The 18445-nt window shown below is 33.8% G+C and carries 19 protein-coding genes and 3 pseudogenes; 4 read left to right on the top strand and 18 right to left on the bottom strand.

The window, feature by feature from the left end:
- Positions 1 to 32 precede the first annotated feature (32 nt).
- The 6 genes and pseudogenes from QRY57_RS05820 to QRY57_RS05795 form a co-directional block, all read right to left on the bottom strand.
- A pseudogene (locus QRY57_RS05820) lies at positions 33 to 545 on the bottom strand (zinc-binding dehydrogenase); the annotation flags it as partial.
- A 112-nt stretch (positions 546 to 657) separates the two neighbouring features.
- Entirely contained in the window at positions 658 to 2058 is a 1401-nt protein-coding gene (gene hblB / locus QRY57_RS05815) for a hemolysin BL regulatory component HblB (protein WP_286016878.1), read from the bottom strand.
- 231 nt (positions 2059 to 2289) lie between these two features.
- Positions 2290 to 3417 (bottom strand): hemolysin BL binding component B, encoded by a 1128-nt coding sequence (gene hblA, locus QRY57_RS05810; RefSeq protein WP_208018037.1) that lies wholly within the window; start codon positions 3415 to 3417, stop codon positions 2290 to 2292.
- A gap of 30 nt (positions 3418 to 3447) precedes the next feature.
- On the bottom strand, positions 3448 to 4677 hold the full coding sequence (gene hblD / locus QRY57_RS05805) for a hemolysin BL lytic component L1 (protein WP_286016877.1): 1230 nt from the start codon (positions 4675 to 4677) through the stop codon (positions 3448 to 3450).
- Positions 4678 to 4747: 70 nt separating this feature from the next.
- Positions 4748 to 6067 (bottom strand): hemolysin BL lytic component L2, encoded by a 1320-nt coding sequence (gene hblC / locus QRY57_RS05800; protein ID WP_286016876.1) that lies wholly within the window; start codon positions 6065 to 6067, stop codon positions 4748 to 4750.
- Positions 6068 to 6231: 164 nt separating this feature from the next.
- Positions 6232 to 6393, bottom strand: a complete 162-nt coding sequence (locus QRY57_RS05795; protein ID WP_286016875.1) for a hypothetical protein — start codon at positions 6391 to 6393, stop codon at positions 6232 to 6234.
- 625 nt (positions 6394 to 7018) lie between these two features.
- On the opposite strand from QRY57_RS05795, the pseudogene QRY57_RS27075 reads away from it, so the two are divergent.
- The 3 genes and pseudogenes from QRY57_RS27075 to QRY57_RS05785 all read left to right on the top strand — a co-directional run.
- A pseudogene (locus QRY57_RS27075) lies at positions 7019 to 7105 on the top strand (IS6 family transposase); the annotation flags it as partial.
- Between the two features lie 252 nt (positions 7106 to 7357).
- Positions 7358 to 8554, top strand: a complete 1197-nt coding sequence (locus QRY57_RS05790; RefSeq protein ID WP_286016874.1) for an LCP family protein — start codon at positions 7358 to 7360, stop codon at positions 8552 to 8554.
- Between the two features lie 229 nt (positions 8555 to 8783).
- The gene (locus tag QRY57_RS05785; RefSeq protein ID WP_026592793.1) at positions 8784 to 9224 is read left to right on the top strand and encodes a hypothetical protein; all 441 of its coding nucleotides are present in this window, start codon (positions 8784 to 8786) and stop codon (positions 9222 to 9224) included.
- A 64-nt stretch (positions 9225 to 9288) separates the two neighbouring features.
- Here QRY57_RS05785 and QRY57_RS05780 read toward each other — a convergent pair whose 3' ends face one another.
- The 12 genes and pseudogenes from QRY57_RS05780 to QRY57_RS05725 all read right to left on the bottom strand — a co-directional run bounded on the left by QRY57_RS05780 (position 9289) and on the right by QRY57_RS05725 (position 17581).
- Positions 9289 to 9768, bottom strand: coding sequence for a DsrE/DsrF/DrsH-like family protein (locus QRY57_RS05780; RefSeq protein ID WP_026592794.1), 480 nt, complete (start codon positions 9766 to 9768; stop codon positions 9289 to 9291).
- A gap of 90 nt (positions 9769 to 9858) precedes the next feature.
- A complete protein-coding gene (locus tag QRY57_RS05775) occupies positions 9859 to 10155 on the bottom strand; it encodes a rhodanese-like domain-containing protein (protein WP_286016873.1) in 297 nt (98 codons plus the stop codon).
- Positions 10156 to 10169: 14 nt separating this feature from the next.
- Positions 10170 to 10538 (bottom strand): rhodanese-like domain-containing protein, encoded by a 369-nt coding sequence (locus QRY57_RS05770; protein ID WP_286016872.1) that lies wholly within the window; start codon positions 10536 to 10538, stop codon positions 10170 to 10172.
- Positions 10539 to 10593: 55 nt separating this feature from the next.
- On the bottom strand, positions 10594 to 10821 hold the full coding sequence (locus tag QRY57_RS05765) for a sulfurtransferase TusA family protein (RefSeq protein ID WP_286016871.1): 228 nt from the start codon (positions 10819 to 10821) through the stop codon (positions 10594 to 10596).
- Positions 10822 to 11049: 228 nt separating this feature from the next.
- Positions 11050 to 11313: a metal-sensitive transcriptional regulator gene (locus QRY57_RS05760; RefSeq protein WP_026592798.1), complete on the bottom strand. Its 264-nt coding sequence runs from the start codon at positions 11311 to 11313 to the stop codon at positions 11050 to 11052.
- 158 nt (positions 11314 to 11471) lie between these two features.
- Positions 11472 to 13145, bottom strand: coding sequence for a CoA-disulfide reductase (gene cdr / locus QRY57_RS05755; protein ID WP_286016870.1), 1674 nt, complete (start codon positions 13143 to 13145; stop codon positions 11472 to 11474).
- A 231-nt stretch (positions 13146 to 13376) separates the two neighbouring features.
- Positions 13377 to 14639 carry a neutral/alkaline non-lysosomal ceramidase N-terminal domain-containing protein gene (locus tag QRY57_RS05750; protein ID WP_286016869.1) on the bottom strand — a complete coding sequence of 421 codons (1263 nt, stop codon included), beginning with the start codon at positions 14637 to 14639 and terminating at the stop codon, positions 13377 to 13379.
- A gap of 47 nt (positions 14640 to 14686) precedes the next feature.
- A pseudogene (locus QRY57_RS05745) lies at positions 14687 to 14785 on the bottom strand (SpoVR family protein); the annotation flags it as partial.
- 27 nt (positions 14786 to 14812) lie between these two features.
- On the bottom strand, positions 14813 to 14983 hold the full coding sequence (locus tag QRY57_RS05740; protein ID WP_286016868.1) for a hypothetical protein: 171 nt from the start codon (positions 14981 to 14983) through the stop codon (positions 14813 to 14815).
- Between the two features lie 45 nt (positions 14984 to 15028).
- Entirely contained in the window at positions 15029 to 15223 is a 195-nt protein-coding gene (locus QRY57_RS05735; protein ID WP_286016867.1) for a hypothetical protein, read from the bottom strand.
- 177 nt (positions 15224 to 15400) lie between these two features.
- Positions 15401 to 16816 (bottom strand): stage V sporulation protein SpoVR, encoded by a 1416-nt coding sequence (spoVR, locus tag QRY57_RS05730; RefSeq protein WP_208018047.1) that lies wholly within the window; start codon positions 16814 to 16816, stop codon positions 15401 to 15403.
- A gap of 201 nt (positions 16817 to 17017) precedes the next feature.
- Entirely contained in the window at positions 17018 to 17581 is a 564-nt protein-coding gene (locus tag QRY57_RS05725; protein WP_286016866.1) for a nitroreductase family protein, read from the bottom strand.
- A 246-nt stretch (positions 17582 to 17827) separates the two neighbouring features.
- On the opposite strand from QRY57_RS05725, the gene QRY57_RS05720 reads away from it, so the two are divergent.
- Entirely contained in the window at positions 17828 to 18424 is a 597-nt protein-coding gene (locus QRY57_RS05720; protein WP_286016865.1) for a hypothetical protein, read from the top strand.
- The last annotated feature ends 21 nt before the right edge of the window (positions 18425 to 18445 follow it).

Below are 18445 nucleotides of genomic sequence, written 5' to 3'. Positions count from 1 at the left end.
GTCTTTTTTCATATATTTAGATAAATCCGATATTATAACGCCTTCACAATCGTTCTTTCCTTTAATTTCCCTCGCAGTATAAGGTCAAATTTATCATTTACTTCTTCTAATGTGCATTCTGTCGTATAAGGTAATAAGCTTAGATTTTTCCACTCATCTCCTAATATTGAGCAAATCTGCTTTCTTAATATCATTGGACATTGTACAGAATCTACTCCGAGCAAATGAATGCCACGCAGGATAAATGGATATACAGAAGTTTTAAATTCATGTCCTGTAACGTTACCACACGTCGTTACACTTCCTCCGTATTGAACAACTTTTAAAGTGGTTGCCAATGTATTTCTGCCAACTGTGTCAATTACACCCGCATAAATTCCTTTAAACATCGGTTTTCCAGATTGATCATTTATTTCATCGCGATGAATAATTTCTTTCGCACCTAAATGAAGCAACATTTCTTTCTCTTCCATTTTTCCAGTCGCAGCTACTATCTCATATCCTAAGTGCGCTAAAATGCTAACTGCGACGCTTCCCATTCCGCCTTTTCGACGTACAATGAACTTCCACAATTACTAGCCTCTTTCTAAACATTTCTCTTCATTTATCAACCTGTTTATACTTTTTTCAAACTTTGCAACTGAACTCTTTTCGGGTTCAGTTCATTATATTTTCTACTTTGTCTTTATATACAACGTATTCTTTCCCATCCACTACTGCTACCACCGCAAATTCATCTTTTGGATTGAATGAAAGCCAGTCAGCCCACATGTTTGTATTTGGTCCTCCACTCCACATATTATGAACAGTATTTTTAGTTAAATTCATAACTTTATAAGACGCATTTGGTGCATTTGTTCCAGTCTTTATTTCAAATGTGTATGCGTTATGAATTTTTTTATAAAAGTAGAAAACATTTGATGGACGAAGCTGATTCATAAGATCCTGTTCTTTTTTCTCTGCAATTTTCATCCCTTCTTGTAATGTGACAACATCTGTTTTTAATGTTTTCCAGCTCTCTTTAGCTGCATCCAAGTTAGGTTTTAAGAATTTAAATTTATTTTGATCCGCTTTTTCAGATGCCTTATCAATATGTTCCAGCACTCCTGAATATTTAGAATCTAAATCATGCCATTGCGCGGACATATAAGTAAGAGAAGTAATGGCTTTATCAATTGCACTATGCATATCACTAATATTATGAAACGCAACTCCAACTACACGATTTAATGTTATTTTATAATCTACAGTCTGACGTAATTGTGATAATAAAGGCTCTAAACTTGATAACTTACTTCTTGCATCACCTATCATTATACCACCAGCAATCATCGTGGGGAAAAAGGGGATTTTCACCATTGTCAATCCTTTAGATTCTATGTCTTTCTGATAGTTTATATCCGCTAAAACTTCATCTAAACGCTTTTGGTCAGTCTCCACATCAGCACCTTGGTTTTTTAAAATCGATTGTAAAGTCTCTTTATGGCTTCCAAATGCTCTAACATCTTCTCCAATAGCGTCTTTTAATTTAGTTAATTCTTCTATTAATGCTTTTGCAGACTTTTGGTTTTGTTGAATTTCCCCCCATAAATCTGTAATCCCTTTTTTTAAAGTATCTCCATTCCCTGTATTAATCGCTTCTACTAATGTTCCATAATAATTTTCAAATGTTGTATCGTATTCAATAATGCCTGTTAATGTATCTAAAAGCTGTTTTTTTACTTTCGTATTCCATGTAACAGCATGTTCTCTAGCATTCTTTTGATCTTGTGCAATTTTAATAGGTAAATCTGCATACCCATTAATAGTAATTCCTTCAAAACTCACATCTGGATTATTAATTAACAAATAAGAATATTCATTCATAGATTTTGCAAATAACCCAGCATCTTGCAAAGCTTTTTTCATCTGCTCTTCATTTGCTGAAAGAGATATATCTCCATTGTTCGCTTGTTGAATTTCACTTGCAAAAGTTGCTACTGGTGTAACTGCATAAGTTGTTGTAATAGTTAAAAACGTCGATACAGCGAGTAGTTTGTAAGGAATTTTTTTTATCATTTCATATTCCCCCTATGTAGGTTTTGATTATAAGTTCTATTCCTCTTTAAGAATAAAATGAGTTCTGCATCTTTATGAATATCATTCAAAGAGAATTTATAGTGAAAGGCGAAGTCCTTAATCAGACTCCGCCTTTTCGGTGTATGATAAATTGTTAAATTAATATTTAACGATTTATTCCTAGATTTTCTATGTTTTTTTAGGCGATTTTATAATAGAGCCGATCTTTCCCTATTGTTGCGGAGTAACAGATTCCACTTTTAATTCTTTTATCCCTTCTTTTAATGTGACAGCATCCGTTCTTAATGTTTTCCAACTGTCTTTAGCAGCATTCAAGTTAGGTTTTAAGAATTTAAATTTATTTTGATCCGCTTTTTGAGATGCAGTCTCAATATGTCCCAGTACTCCCGAATATTGAGAATCTAAATCATGCCATTGCGTGGACATATAAGTAAGAGCATTAATAGCATCATCAAGCGCCTTATGCATCTCATTAATATTATTATGCGCAACTCCAACTACACGATTTAATGTTGTTTTATTATCTACAGTCTTACGTAATTCTGCTAATAAAGGCTCTAATTTCCCCAAATTATCTCTTGCTACACCGACTATGATACCACCAATTATCGGTAGGCCTAAAATAGCACCCTTCATTACATTAAATCCATCAGACTCTAATTTTTTATAATAGTTTACTGAGTCTAAAACTTCATTTAAGCGCTTTTCATCAGCCTCAACATCAGCACCTTGGTTTTTTAAAATCGACTTCAACTGATCTTTATTGCTTCCAAATGCTCTAACATCTTCTCCAATAGCGTCTCTTAACTTAGTTAATTCTGCTATTAAATTTTGTGCACCCTTTTGGTTTTGTTGAATTTCACCTCGTAAATCTGTAATCCCTTCTTTTAAAGTATCTCCATCCCCTGTATTAATCGCCTCTACTATTGTGTCGTAATAATTATCAAATGTTGTATCGTATTCAACAATGCCTGTCAATGTATCTAAAAGCTGTTTTTTTACTTGCGTATCCCATGTAACAGCATGTGCTCTTGCATTCTTTTGATCTTGCACAATTTTACCAGGTAAATCTTCATACCCATTAATCGTAATTCCTTCAAAGTTCACATCTGGATTCTTAATTAACATATAAGAATAGGCATTCATAGATTTTGCAAATAACCCAGCCTTTTGCAAGGTTTCTTTCATCTTCACTTCATTTGCTGAAAGAGACGTATCTCCATTGTTCGTTTGTTCAATTTCACTTGCAAAAGTTGCTACTGGTGAGACTACAGAAGTTGTAGTCATAGTTAAAAGCGCCGATGCAACGAGTAGTTTGTAAGGGATTTTTTTCATCATTTCATATTCCTCCTATATAGGTTTTGATTTTTAATTCTTTGCTTCTTGTGTAAAAGCGATATCTTTCGAAATGAATTCTGCATCTTTATGAATATCACTCCAACTTTGTTTAGCAGCTTTTAAATCATCAAGTATTAAAGAGAATTTATGTTCTTGCATAGAGTCGATATTATCATGTAAATCTGTATAATTAGCCCCCATTTTATTCCATTGTTGTTGGATATTTGTTAGAGACATTATCGCTTGATCCACTGTTTGATATAAATCTGTCAAAGTTGCTTTCGCGTTAGTAAGCGAAATAACTGCTTGGCTAGCAAGATCGGCTTTCGTACTTAGTTCACCGATTTTTTTAGAAATTTCGTTATAGGAGTTCATATGATTAGACGCCGTGACACCAGATGCTGTTCCTAAACCGATACCAGCTGCACCGAGAGCTGCAAGGCCACCAACAACAGCTGGTGTTGCTGTACCGCCAGTCACAACAATTACTACTCCTCCTGCGATGGCTGCAGCAACTAAAATGAATGCTCCCAATCCACCACCAATTGACCATGCTAATACATTGTTAAAATGCTCTGTCTGAGTAGAATGTAGCTTCTCAATTTCAGCTTGAAGTTGTGGAATCAGGGCATTATTTCCGGCTAATAGTGCCGTTAATCCACCTTGTCCATCTGGGCCACCAACATTATTTTTAAACCCTGTAGAATTGTCATACAGTTTTGTTTTGAAGCCTTGTAACATCTTAATTACTTCTGTAACTTCTTTTGAATTTGTATTAATTGTAGTGATTAAATCATTTAAACCCTCTTTTAACTCTGCTTTATCTTTCTTTTGTACAGCAGCTTCCAATATATCGTAATAATTTTTAAATTGTTCATCGTAATTTACAATATTACGTGCTGTTTTTTGAATCTTCGGCTTCGCTGTATCTAACCAATAATTTGCATTGATTCGTGACAGTTCCTGATTAAGGTGAATATTTTTAATTAATTCTGCTCCTTCTGAACCTAAATCAATATTGGATAAATTTATATTTGGTTGTTTAATCATTGTTTTTGCGTACAAATCCATTACAAGAATATGAGATCCTGTTTCAGCTAATGCTTTCTTCAGCCCTTCAGGTCCTAATTCATAATTCCCTACTTTTTGTTCTTGAGCGGTCTGTTCTTGTGCAAGTACATGAATAGTGTTACCGTTAGTAGTAGTTATAAGTGTTGCTAGAGTGGCTACAGCTAACACTTTAAATGGAAGTTTTTTCATAACTATTCTCCTTCTCAGTTTTTTGATAGATTCTTATAATCTTTATATTATTTTTATTAAATTCACAATATTAAAACTTATTAGTTTGCTCTTCAAGGTAACTTGTTACATTTTTTAATTGTCTTAATGTATCTTTTTGAGACTGTTGATCAGTTGTATCAACATTAGTAGATAATTTTGTAATACTATTTTTGATTAGATTCAAATCTTCTTTATAGCGTTTTAGTAGATCAAGTTCTACATCCACTTGATTTGCAAATGTATGTAAATCATTTTGCATAATAAGAAGCATTGATTTTTGTAAATCTGCTACTGTTAGGTTCTTTGTTAAATCATAAAATTTTTGGTTTTGTGTCTCTAAATCATCTAAATGTGCTCGCTGCTCTGCTGTTAGTTTATTTACTTCAGCGAAGGCACTATATGTGCTCTTAATTTTTTCAGGGTTAATAACTTTCGTAAGGTCATACTCTTTCGTTTGTGCAGCTGCTGCTGCTGCTATTTCACCTTGTTTGCTTTTTTCAATTGCTTCACGAGCTGCTTTTTTAGCCGATTCAATCTCTAGAGCAGATTTACCCTGTTCTTTCGCTTCTTGCTCTGCTTTTTTCTCTGCCTCTAAAATAGAGTTGTTAATTTCTTTTCCTTTGTTATACGCTGCCACCGCCGTTTGAGCAGCCGGTTCAATGATATCTTTTGCAAGACTATAGATCTCTTGGAATATCTTAAGTCCTTGTTCATTTAAAGCTCCTGGTAATAATGCTATCTGTTGTAAATCATCTTGAATTGATTTTTGGGTATTTAGTAATTCATTTTTTAGCTGGTCTATTTTCCCTGTTCCCTCTGAACTTAGTACACCCTGTGCTTTTGTCACGTCAGTATCGAGATCTTTAAGCTTTGTATCAAGCTGTAATTTAAGATCTGTTAATTCATTAATCTGACGTTGTACGTTTTCTTGGTTTGTCGTAGCTTTATCTTGAAGAACTTCAAGTCTATCCAAGAACCCTTCTTTATCTTCTTTATTGTCTACAAACTGTTTTAATGCTGGGTAATAGCTATTAAATTGCGTTACAAATCCTTTACTTTTTGAATTTAATAGAATTAATTTTGGATAAAGTTCCGATGACCATTCGTTCATATCTTGTTTGATTAGGGATTGGTTCGTATTTAAAGATGGAACTTCCTCTAGTTGTACATTAGGGCTCATTAAAGCTTTATCTATATATGTTTGAATTAATTTAGATTGTGCACCTAATTTTCGTAATGATGAGGAAATATCCATGTTTTCCTGTTGCGTTTCTGCTTGAACGATTGGTGTTGCGAGAGTATTAATAGGAATATTCGCTCCAGTAACAATGGATGTTATTAAAAACCCTGTAAGTATTTTATGTTTCATTCAGTACACCTCTTTACTATTGTCTTTTATAATTTTATTCATACATCTTGAACGACCTAGCGCTAGGCTCTCTTCTTGCACATGCTTGAGGAAGGAGAATTCTTTTAGATAGAGTGCTAAACTCTCGTTTCTCATAGAATGTAAGGACCTTACTTCCCCCTCATCTAAATACTATCTTTTTCACAAGTAAACAATAAAATTTCATCACCTATATTTGAAGGAGCTGCCAAATGAATAGTATAATATTTATTTTTCTCTGGAGTTGCTGTTTGACTTACAGAAGCCCAGATAGATAAACCCATTGCTCCTACAGCTAATCCTGCCATGACTTTTTTGATAATAATTTCATAATATCTCTCCCAGTTTTGTCGACAAGAGCCCTACAAGATTACAAAAGATGAAATTATACTGTACATTGCTTATACTTTCACCTCGGAATAAAATAAGATTATTTTTGCTTTGTAGAGACTTAAAATTCCATTTTTACAAATGCGACACCTTTTTGATTCTAAATTATTACCAAACCTAATAAACTGAGTATTATGAAAATTATTTTTAGCATAGTGTTACTTGAAACTTTATTGCACTTTTATTAGTACAACCCTCTCCTCTCCTTAGTGGTCATACCAATTACACCTTTATTAAAACATTAAATTTTTAATGCGTAAATAGTAGAATTTTGTCGACTATATTCAATAATTTAGTTGTTGAATATTAATGTGAGTGGAAATATTATACTTATAAAATAATTTTTCAGTATTATTTAAGTAATTACAATAGTTACAACTCGATATATCCCATTGAAAGATAACCATTTTAATTTTCAAACAACATTTAATTATTGTTTAATATAATTTAATCACACTCTGCATATTAATCCCCTTTATTTAGATATGCAAAATTACATATCCAAAGCCAGGCTTAAATAAGATTTGCTCTTATAAATAGCTAGCTGTAGAGAAAGAAAGGCGAAATCTTCAAATAGACTCCGCCTTTTCGACATACAATGAACTTCAAGAATTACTAGCCTCTTTTTAAACATTTCTCTTCATTTATCAACCTGTTTATACTTTTTTCAAACTTTGCAACAAAACCTTTCAACAAATCTTACTTCTCTATTGCTTATTCTCCTAAAATTTGGTGCGTAACCTCCGTAAAAATCTGACTTTTCGCAAAATAAATCGAATTTTTGTGAAATGTAAATGATTTGTAATGTTCTTTTCCACTAAATTTCATTATAATTAGGTGATATGAGTGTCGTATTTTAATCCAAATGAAGGAGTATATGAAATGGATCAAATCCCATATTGGCAAAAAAATATACGAAATAATACGAAAAAAGGAAGGAAAAAAACAAAAATCGTTATAAGTGCTCTTTTAGTATTTTTAATAATAGGAGGCAGTTATACTTGGTTTTTAGTAAATAAAGCATCCTCTGCTGTTCGAAATGCTGCTCACGGTTTAGCACGGGGGGATAAATCAGATTTACGTGATAAAGCAGTGAAACCTATTTCTAATAATGTATCTGTATTAATCATGGGCGTTGATGAAAGCGATACACGTGGCAAAGAATACGGTGCTGCTATCAGAACAGATGCAATGTTACTTGCAACTTTTAATAAAGATAGTAAAACTGTAAAACTTTTGAGTATTCCACGAGACACATATACTTATATCCCAATAGAAAAGAAAATGGATAAAATTACACATGCACATGCATATGGTTCTGCTAAAAATGGGAAAAATGGTGGCCCGCAGGCTAGTATTGATGCAGTAGAAAAATTACTCAATGTTCCTGTTGATTACTTTGTAAAATTCAACTTTAAATCATTTATAAAAATTGTGGATGATTTAGGTGGTATTGAAGTAGATGTTCCTGTTGAATTTACTGAACAAGATAGTAACGATAACGCAGGTGCAATCCACTTGAAAAAAGGCGTTCAAAAATTAAACGGTGAAGAAGCTCTTGCTCTTGCAAGAACACGTCATATTGATAGTGATGCAATGCGTGGTCAACGCCAACAGCTTGTTATTGAAGCCATTCTGAAAAAGCTAGCAAGCGTTGATTCTGTAACAAAAGTAGGCGATATTATTGATCACATTGATGGACAATTCGTTACAAACTTAACATTTGATGATATGTTATCATTCTATAAATACGGTGTAGATTCTTCAATTGAAAATTTACAGATTAATGGTAAAGATTGTTATATGTCAGCTGGTGATAAAGAATGTGGCCGCGCAAGTGACGGTGGTACGTATTATTATGTTCCCGTAGAAGAAGATTTAGACAATTTAACAAAACAACTTCGTACTCATCTTGGACTATCTGAGTATAAGAAGGTTGATTCTGATAATAAAGAAGACAAGAAAAAAACAAACTCTGAGAAAACAAAAGATACAAATAACGATAATCACCAAAATTCTACTACCAAAAAAAATAACAATAACGATGGAGATACAGAAACAACATCGAATGAGAATTAATAAAAAACCCAGCTCTATGAAGGTAGAGCTGGGTTTTTTATACTTTTAATTCCGCTATAAGATGTGACCTCTATCCGTGAGATATTCTTTGTTTTTCCAAATCAGATGGTTCCTGTCTGTTCATACAAAATAACATTTTAAAAATTCTAACTTTTCATCTATCAATTTCCATATCTTTAAATTATAATAAAGGATAAGTGTATATTCCAATTAACAGGAGGTAAAACATATGAAAGCTGCGGTAAAACATAACGTTTCAGACTTTAAAGATTATCTAAAATCCAATGAAATATATATGGAAGAAAACATAGATGAAAATGATGGCTCTGTATTTTTTTCAGTGAACTTAGATACAGAGAGTGGCGCAAAAGTTCGGCTTATTGCTGCCTTTAATAGCGAGCATCCTACGGTCGATATATATTGCTTCAATGTCGCTCAAGTTCATGATTCAACTAAAAAAAGCGAATTATTGCATGTAATCAACGAACTAAATACAGCATATCGATTCGCAAAATTCACAATTAGTAACAGCGATTCTATCGACATTTCGACTTCCCTTGTATTTACAGAACCATACTTTAATCCTGCCCTTGTATTTGAACATACAAGACTATTATATAAAGCTGCAGATGATGAATATGGAAGATTAATGAAAGTTATTTGGGCTTAATTAATGAACGCCACTAGTTCTCCAATGGCGTTCATCGTTTTTTCTTAAGGAATCTATTTACTTATCAAATAAATAGATTCACATTTCCATCAGAAGCATCTGCTAAATAAGCTGCCACACCAGCAAACTCGGCATCTTCCATGATCTCTTCTTCTTTTAACCCCAATAAATCAACTGTCATTTGACAGGCTACAAGCTTAATACCTTGTTCCTTTGCCATATCAATTAAGTCTGGAAGTGGCATAGCGTTATGCTTTTTCATAACATGCTTAATCATTTTAGGACCCATCCCCGCAAAGTTCATTTTGGATAATCCCATCTTATCTGCACCTTGAGGCATCATCTTTCCAAACATTTTCTCCAAAAAGTTTTTCTTTACCTTCACATGTCCATCTTTCCGAAGTGCATTTAGCCCCCAAAACGTATGAAAAATCGTCACTTCCTGATCATATGCCGCTGCACCATTCGCAATAATATATGCCGCCATCGCCTTATCGTAATCTCCACTAAACAAAACGATCGTTGTTTTCTTCTTATTCTCCATGTTAACTCTCCACCTCCATATACCTATATGGGTATTACAAAAAATATACGAAACCCTTTATTTATAAAAAACACTGCCTTGTATACAGTATTATTCTGTTTTACCTTTCCACTCTAACATGCCACCAGTCATATTTATAACCTTAAAACCATTGCTTTCTAAAAACTGAGCAGCTCGTGAGCTTCTCCCTCCAGAGAGACATACCATAATATATTCTTTGTTTTTATCTAATTCATGCATACGAAATTCCAATAAACCAAGTGGAATATGAAGAGTTCCTGAAATTTTCCCTTCCTTTACCTCTTCTACTTCACGAACATCGATTATATTTAATACTTCGTGGTTCATCAATTTATTTTCTAATTCTTTTGCTGTCATTTCTTTCATTTTTTATTTCCTCCTTAATTCCAAGCATTCATACCACCTGAGACATTCGTAATATGTTGAAAGCCTAATTTTTTTAGCATTTTTGCTGCTTGTTTACTTCTCATTCCACTTTGACAAATAACAATTACTTCTTTGTTTCTATCTAAATGACTCGCTTTTTGTGCGAACTCATTTAAAGGGATATTTTGGAATCCTTGAATGTGATTCCCCCTAAATTCACCTTGTGTGCGAACATCAATCAATTGTTTGTTCTTTTTATGAAGTAAACTTCTTAGCTCTTTCCCACTTATATTTTTAACACCCTTAACCGGTAAAAAGCGAGAAATGATAAACGAAGCAACGAGTATAGTTAAAATGATATTGAATACTGTATTTGCCCCCATACACACTCTCCTCCAATCTTTCTCTATACGATTCGTATCCGTAGAACAGTCATTTTTACGCTTTTTTAATCCAGAATTTTAGTACACCGTTTTCTTCCGTATGATCTAGTACTTCATGCCCACCTGTTTTTGACCACGCTGGAATATCCTTTATCGCGCCTTTATCTGTTAAGTGAATCTCTAGCACTTCTCCAGACTGTAAAGCTTCCATAGCTTTTTTTGTTTTTACGATTGGCATTGGGCATGCTAAGCCTTTCACATCTAATACTTGTTTTGCATTCATATTCTATACCTCCATCTTTTTCTTCTATTTTTCAATCCATATCATTTGCTTTACTACGAATATCTACATGAATATAACTTTCTCAGCACATCTATCGTTTGTAATGATAAGTCAATCGCTATCTTACCCCCTATGGTATATTTTCGTTTAAAAAAACTTAATATCTTATATACCTATAGGGGTATGAAGTAGTGTTTTAAAAATCTGTCAACACATTCGTTTGACAGATTATCTACTTTTCACAAGTAATTGTACAGCCTCTTTAATCAAATCTTCATTTGATGTATCGCCTTTTTCAAATTGGTCTCGCAAACATTTCTCCAAGTTTGTCCCGACAATTAATCCGATTGCGCGATCCATAGCAGAACGTGACGCTGTTAATTGTGTAATTACCTCTTTACAATCCTTCTCTTCTTCAATCATTCGAAGAACACCACGAATTTGTCCTTCAATTCGCTTCAGCCTATTTTTAATATCTTGATTATATTCCAATGCCCGATCACCTCAATACTTTCTAAAATATGCTTTATTGAAAGAAATACTTACTGTAGTAAGATTTTGATTTGCATTTACAAATCATCTTATACCCTTAAGGGTATTTTGTAAAGCACAATTTTACTTAGCTTTATCATAATAAATAGGAATTTACTTTAAACCTCTTTATATACAATCTGGTCTGGCAAAGCAGTTGCATACAATTTAAAACCACCATCTACATTTTTCACCTTATATCCTTTTTCCATTAATATACGTGCAGCAACATAGCCCCTCATACCGAGCTGACATGTAATATATATTTCTTCATTTACTGGAATTTCATCCAATCTTTCACGCAATTCGTCTAATGGAATATTAACTGATCCCTTAATCATCCCTTGTTTCAACTCATTTGGTTCACGAACGTCAATCAAATATCCACCGTTTTGGACAATATGGTCAATCTCATGCCATTGCACAGTATCTACAAGCCCTTCGATTATATTACTTGCAGCATACCCCACCATGTTTACTGGATCTTTTGCAGAAGAATACGGCGGTGCGTATGCTAATTCTAAATCTGGTAAATCCATTACCTTTAGCTTCGCTTTCATTGCCGTTGCAATGACATCAATTCGTTTATCTACACCGTCACGTCCAACAGCTTGTGCACCATAAATTTCGCCTGACTCTTTATTAAAAATTAATTTTAATAAAATAGGATATGCATTCGGATAATAACCCGCATGAGAATTTGCCTGTACATGTGCTACCTCATAGGGTATATTTAAACGCTGCAATACCTTTTCATTTACTCCTGTTGAAGCAACTGTCAATTCAAATACTTTTGCAATTGATGTTCCCATCGTTCCTTTGTATACAGATTCTGTATGCCCATGAATGATATCCGCTAATAGACGACCTTGTCGATTTGCTGGCCATGCTAACGGAATCATTGTTTCTGTTTCCGTTACAAAATCTTTTACCTCAATCGCATCACCAATCGCATAAATAGACGAATCCGAAGTTTGTAGTTTTTCATTTACTTTAATTGTTCCTCTTACTCCAAGTGCTAACCCTGCTTCTTTTGCCAAACTACTCTCTGGCTGAACACCGATAGAAAGAATAATCATATCTGTATTGATTTTTGAACCACTTTTTAAACGAACAACTTTACCATCTTCTTCAAAAGCCTCTACTCCATCTTTCAAAATGAGCTGAACGCCATGCTTCTCCATGTGTTCATGTACATATGCTGCCATTTCATAATCGATTGGTGGCATTACTTGATTATTCATCTCAACAAGCGTCACATCTATTCCTTTTTCTCTCAAGTTTTCTGCCATTTCAACCCCAATAAATCCCCCACCAATAACAGTCGCATGGCGTGGTTTCTCCTCATCAATATACCCTTTAATGCGATCTGTATCTGGTACATTCCGTAATGTAAACAACGCCTTTGCGGTTTCAATTCCTGAAATAGGTGGCACAATTGGCTTAGATCCTGGTGAAAGAATTAAAACATCATAAGATTCTTCGTATGTTTCATTTGTCATTACATTTTTCACAATAATTGTTTTTTCTTCTTTATTAATTTTTATCACTTCACTTAATACACGTATATCTAAATGGAATCGCTTTGACATCTTTTCAACTGTTTGCACTAACAACTTTTGTCTCTCTTGAATCACACCGCCAATGTAATACGGCAATCCACAGTTCGCAAACGAAATATATTCGCCTCGCTCAAACATAATAATTTCATCCTCTTCACTTAAACGACGAAGACGCGCTGCTACTGATGCTCCGCCGGCAACTCCACCGACTACGACGATTTTTTTACTCATATTTCCCTAACCTCCACAACTATTTTTTCTTACTACTACAGATATATATAAAATTAAAATTACATATACCCGTATAGGTATATAATAACCGTAAAAAATATAATGACAATATATAAAGCTCGAACTTTATACTTGTTCACTAAATTGAAACATACTTGGTATGAAAAAAAGCCGCTGATCCCAGCAGCTTCACACATACTTCCAATGCACCAATTTACTAAACAAACTATTTTAATTATTGTATAACTCCATAACTTTTCTCACTATCAACTCAGCAGTATTTTCTTCTGGTGGCATCAGTAGATTTGTACTTGGTCCATAAACTACAGGATTTAGTTCCACCTCATACCCTCCATATGGATATTCCTCTTTTGTTGGTAAATAACCAAGATAGCCATTCGTATATCCACCAAAAAAAGCTAGTTCATTGTTTAGATTTTCTTTAATAGCTAGAGCTGTTTCTGAGAAAGGTTCCATTGGGATTCCAGAGAATGAACCATCGTTAATTTGAAGTAGCTGAATTTCTAAATCAATTGTTAACTGTCTAATATTTCGTTTGTACTTATCTAAAACTATAGTAAGCCAGTGATCAGTATTAACACCCCATTGCTTTTCAGCTAGTAGTGCCATTCTTTTTATCTCTTCAGGTTCAGGAATTTCCTTTAATTTCATTTGTAGTGTAGTTGAAATAATTTTCAACTTCGAAATGGGGTTATAAGTAATTGTTGGCAACATGGTTAGGACGTTTCCACTCAATATGTAAGCCATTTGCATTAATGCATCCTCTGAACCACGATATTTTGCATTAATGTTTCCAGCTGCCCCTTGGACAATTGCTATAGGGCAGTTAAGCGTCCGTTCAAGAATCTCTCTTGTCACGCCTGGATAATCTGCTGATAACCTATCACTATCTGACTTTAAGACGTTAGGATGTGCAGTGCAAAAGACAATGATTCCCGTTAAGTTCTTTGTTTTATCGTTCCTAATTGCTAAAACGCCAATTCGTTTATCTACAACACCATGTATGTTTATACCCATCTTTACTTTTCCGTCAGATGTTTTTTCTCTTCGATTTACTCCTATTTCACCCGCCGTTACGTTCCACGCCACCTCCGATAGTTGCATATTATCATTCGCAATAACGGCTCCTTTGATTACATTAGTGATTAAAATCGTTTTATAAGACTTTACTAAACTATCATTGCCGACTGTTTCAGGACCAGAATGGGTATGAGTATAAACAACTGTTATGTTTTCAAATGAAACTTTCAGCTCATTTGCCACTTGTTCTCGGATTGTTATTGTATCTTCTATTAGCATTCCTATGTTATCAATACTAATAAACACAGTCTTTGTTTGATTATGTTCAAACACATATATTGTTGCATATATACGTTCTTCAATATTACTAATCCCTGTTTCTCTATGATATCCAATGAAATCAATACCTAAAGGAGGTGTAATATCCACCTTACATACTCCTACTTTACTCATCTGAACCTCTCCAGTTACCTATGTAATTTTTATATCTTACTCAGCTAAACAACTCGTTCGTTCAACTTGGCAAATTCAATTGCTTCATCAGACGTTACATTCATTTCACCAAGTATGCGTTGATGCCAGAACGTAGTCCAACCTTTGTATTGCTAAGGTACTATTAATTTTATTTATCTTTTCAAATTCTTTTCTAGCTCTTCATCAATTTTTTGTTTTTCTTCTATCCAATCTAATACTTCTTCTTTCTCTTCTATTACTCCTTGTTTATTTTGATATATTACAACAGCTCGATACCACGTTAATATTAATTTTCTTAATTCAATGGTTTCAATTTGACACATTAAAGGATTATTATCATCATCAGGAAATAATTCTTCAATTATTACCTAATGTTTATACGCTTCAATGCAACTCCCATTATAACTACATTCAAATTTTTCTTTTTTTCCATTAAGCACAGAATCCAATTCTCTAATTGTATCCTTAACAGAGCCGATAGACGGTTGTACATCACTTCCAAGAAACAAAGAAATTAATTCACTATTTTTTGGTTCTTGTTCATTTTCAAATTCTAATCTCACCAACTATTTCCCCCTTACTACCTTCCGCCCCTTCATAATAAAATCCTACTGCTTTTCTCTTTTTCTATACATCCTTTAACATTTAACTATTCTTATTAAACAAAGGATTATATCTTCTTCCCTTTTTTATTTGTAAATCATATCCATAAAAAAAGAAGCCACTGTTAAACAGTAACTTCACACATACTTCCGATGCACCATCTTCCCATCATAAGAAAAGACAACACCTTTATTCTCAACATTAGATTCCATATGCACCGTTCTTCCCCATAACTGATGAATGTATGGTAATACTTTCTCTAAATATTTTAAATCGAGCTCAATTCCTTCATAACAATGTTTAATGTACAATTCACCGTTCTTTAAATAATCTCCATCTTCCACCACTAAATATGGGAATCCACCATTTGTCCTCATATTAACGAGCTGATCACGGACATGTTCCCACTCTTTATCAATTATTTTATATTCTTTTCCTTGACGCTGGAATAAGTACATATCTTCTCTCATTACAAGCTCTTTATTTAAATAGTTTCTAAGGAACGATACGTCCCATTCAATTTCTCGCACTTCAAAGATTTTGTCACGGCCCGATCCTGGCTTCACACCGCGCCTTTTCATCTCTTCAGTTGGGTTATTATAACGTTCTTCAATATCTTCAAACACCTTTATACCGAGGTAATATGGATTAATACTTGTTTTGGACGGCTGAACGACTCCTGCATTTAACTTCGCAAATTCGATTGCTTCATCGGATGTTAGGTCCATTTCACGAAGGATGCGTTGATGCCAGAACGAAGCCCAGCCTTCGTTCATGATTTTCGTTTCTAATTGCGGCCAGAAATATAACATTTCTTCTCGCATCATCGTTAAAATATCGCGTTGCCACTCATCTAGTTCTCTACTATATTGCTCAATAAATAGAAGTAGATCTTTCTCTGGTTGCGGCGGGATTTTCTTTTTCTTCCGTATATTCGAACGTTCTCTTTTTTTATTTCTATCATCTAAATCCCACAAGTCATCGTACTGAGATACTCGTTTCTTTTCTTCTTCCTCTTCTAAATCATCAATACTCCAAGCAAGCTTCGGTCGCATAAGTGATGGATCAATATGTTCTTGAATAGCCAAAACAGCATCTAAAAATTCTTCTACTTCTGCTTTTCCATATTTATGTTCATACGCTTTAACTCGTTCTGCTGTCGCTGCCATGCTTTCAACCATATCACGCTTCGTGTTTGAGAAACGAATATTATTTTTAAAGAAATCACAGTGTGCTAATACGTGTGCTACAATCAATTTATTTTGAATCAATGAATTGGTATCAAGTAAAAACGCATAACATGGGTCAGAGTTGATGACAAGTTCATATATTTTACTAAGTCCCAAATCGTAATGCAGCTTCATTTTGAAGAACTGTTTTCCAAAACTCCAATGTGAAAACCGAGTCGGCATTCCATATGCACCAAATGTATAAATAATTTCTGCTGGACATACTTCATAGCGCATCGGATAAAAATCCAGTCCAAACCCAGTTGCAATTTCAGTAATTTCGGCAATTGCATATTGTAGTGCTTTATCATCACTAGCTCTCATTATTTTCCCTCCTTACACTTTCCCTTAAGACAGTGTATGAGAGGAAACAAGCTTTCATGAGAAATGATGAAAAATAGATACTCTGTTATTCTCTTTTATCAGTAATCTTCATCATAAGATTACTAAGATATAAAAAACTCCAAAAAACAAAAAAGCTGAACACAAACTTTAAATCATTTGCATCCAGCTTCTCATCTTCAGCTATTCCCCTTCAATAACTTCCATCTTCTTCGTAATCGGCGTACGCTCTTTTCCTTCTGGTTTCTTATCGAAATAACCAATATGAAGGATTCCAACAATACGTTGTCCTTTTGTTAATCCAATTCCTTCTATAAATAAAGGATTATAATTCAATCCACCTGATTTCCAAACACAACCTAGTCCACGTTCCCAAGCTAATAACTGGAAGTTCTGCATAAATGCACACACTGCCGCGTAGTCTTCATCACGTTGCACTTGACGTGGATCTTCATCCATATATACAACGATTTGAGCTGGTGTACTTAGAAAACGATCGGATAAAATTTTACCTCTTTTTGCTCGTTCTTCTTCTGTAAAAGAATGTAATACAGCATCTACTAATGTTTTACGACCTTCTCCAATAAATAATTTACATTTCCATGGCTCACGATGCTGATGGTTTGGTGCCCACGTTGCGTCATTTAATAATTCAATTAACAATTCTTTTTCTACTGCTTTATCTGTAAATGTACGAATGGATCGTCTTTCTTTAATGATATTTGCAATGGAAGTATATGTGATCATATGTTTCTCTCCCTTATTTTCATCTATATGTATACACCTTATAATTGATATTGATTTTCAATTTCGATTATAACGCAGTTTTCTACCATTAATCAATGTTTTGTGTTGTGAAACTAACAAAAAATTTTTTTATTACATCGCGAAAAAAACTTGCAATGTTCACAAGTTCTTCACAACTTCTCCACAACTTCGGGAAACTCTATAGATACAGTTTTCCATTTTATTCAATTAGGAGGAATCAATGGTATGTACAGAAAATTAATAGCAAGCATTTTAGCAACAGGACTTTTATGTGGAATGACAGTCTTCCCTGCTTCTGCGGCCTCACAAAAAGAAGTCACGGCGCATCATCACAAACTAATCTCAGATGAACAAATACAATCTTTAGAAAAACTAGGTTATAAAAAACATGAAATTTGGAAGGCTGCACACATTGCGAAAATAAGTAAAAAAGATATCAATGATGTTTTATCGTACTATAAACAAACTAAATCTTGGAAAGAAACGGCGAAACATTTCGGTGTGGATCCAAAGAAAATGCATAAACATCATATGAGTAAAGAAATGAAAGAAGCTTTATTGCAAAAAGTAGCTGAAATGCAAAAATCAACACCAGAACAAATGAAGAAAATAATGGAAGATAACCATATTCACCTGCATCATCTCGCAGTTTTAACCATCATTGCACAAAAAAGTAATACGCCGTTTAATGATGTATTAAAAATGAAAAAAGATGGTATGCATGTCAAACAAATCGCCGAAAAATTAAATGTGAAGAAAGAAGATGTAAGAGCTGAAATGATGAAATTAATGCAGTCTGTAAAAGAAAAAAAGACAAACTAAACATAAAAAAAAGGAAGAGGC

The organism is Bacillus arachidis (assembly GCF_030285945.1).
Lineage (GTDB): Bacteria > Bacillota > Bacilli > Bacillales > Bacillaceae_G > Bacillus_A > Bacillus_A arachidis.
This window is presented reverse-complemented; position numbering and strand designations above follow the sequence as displayed.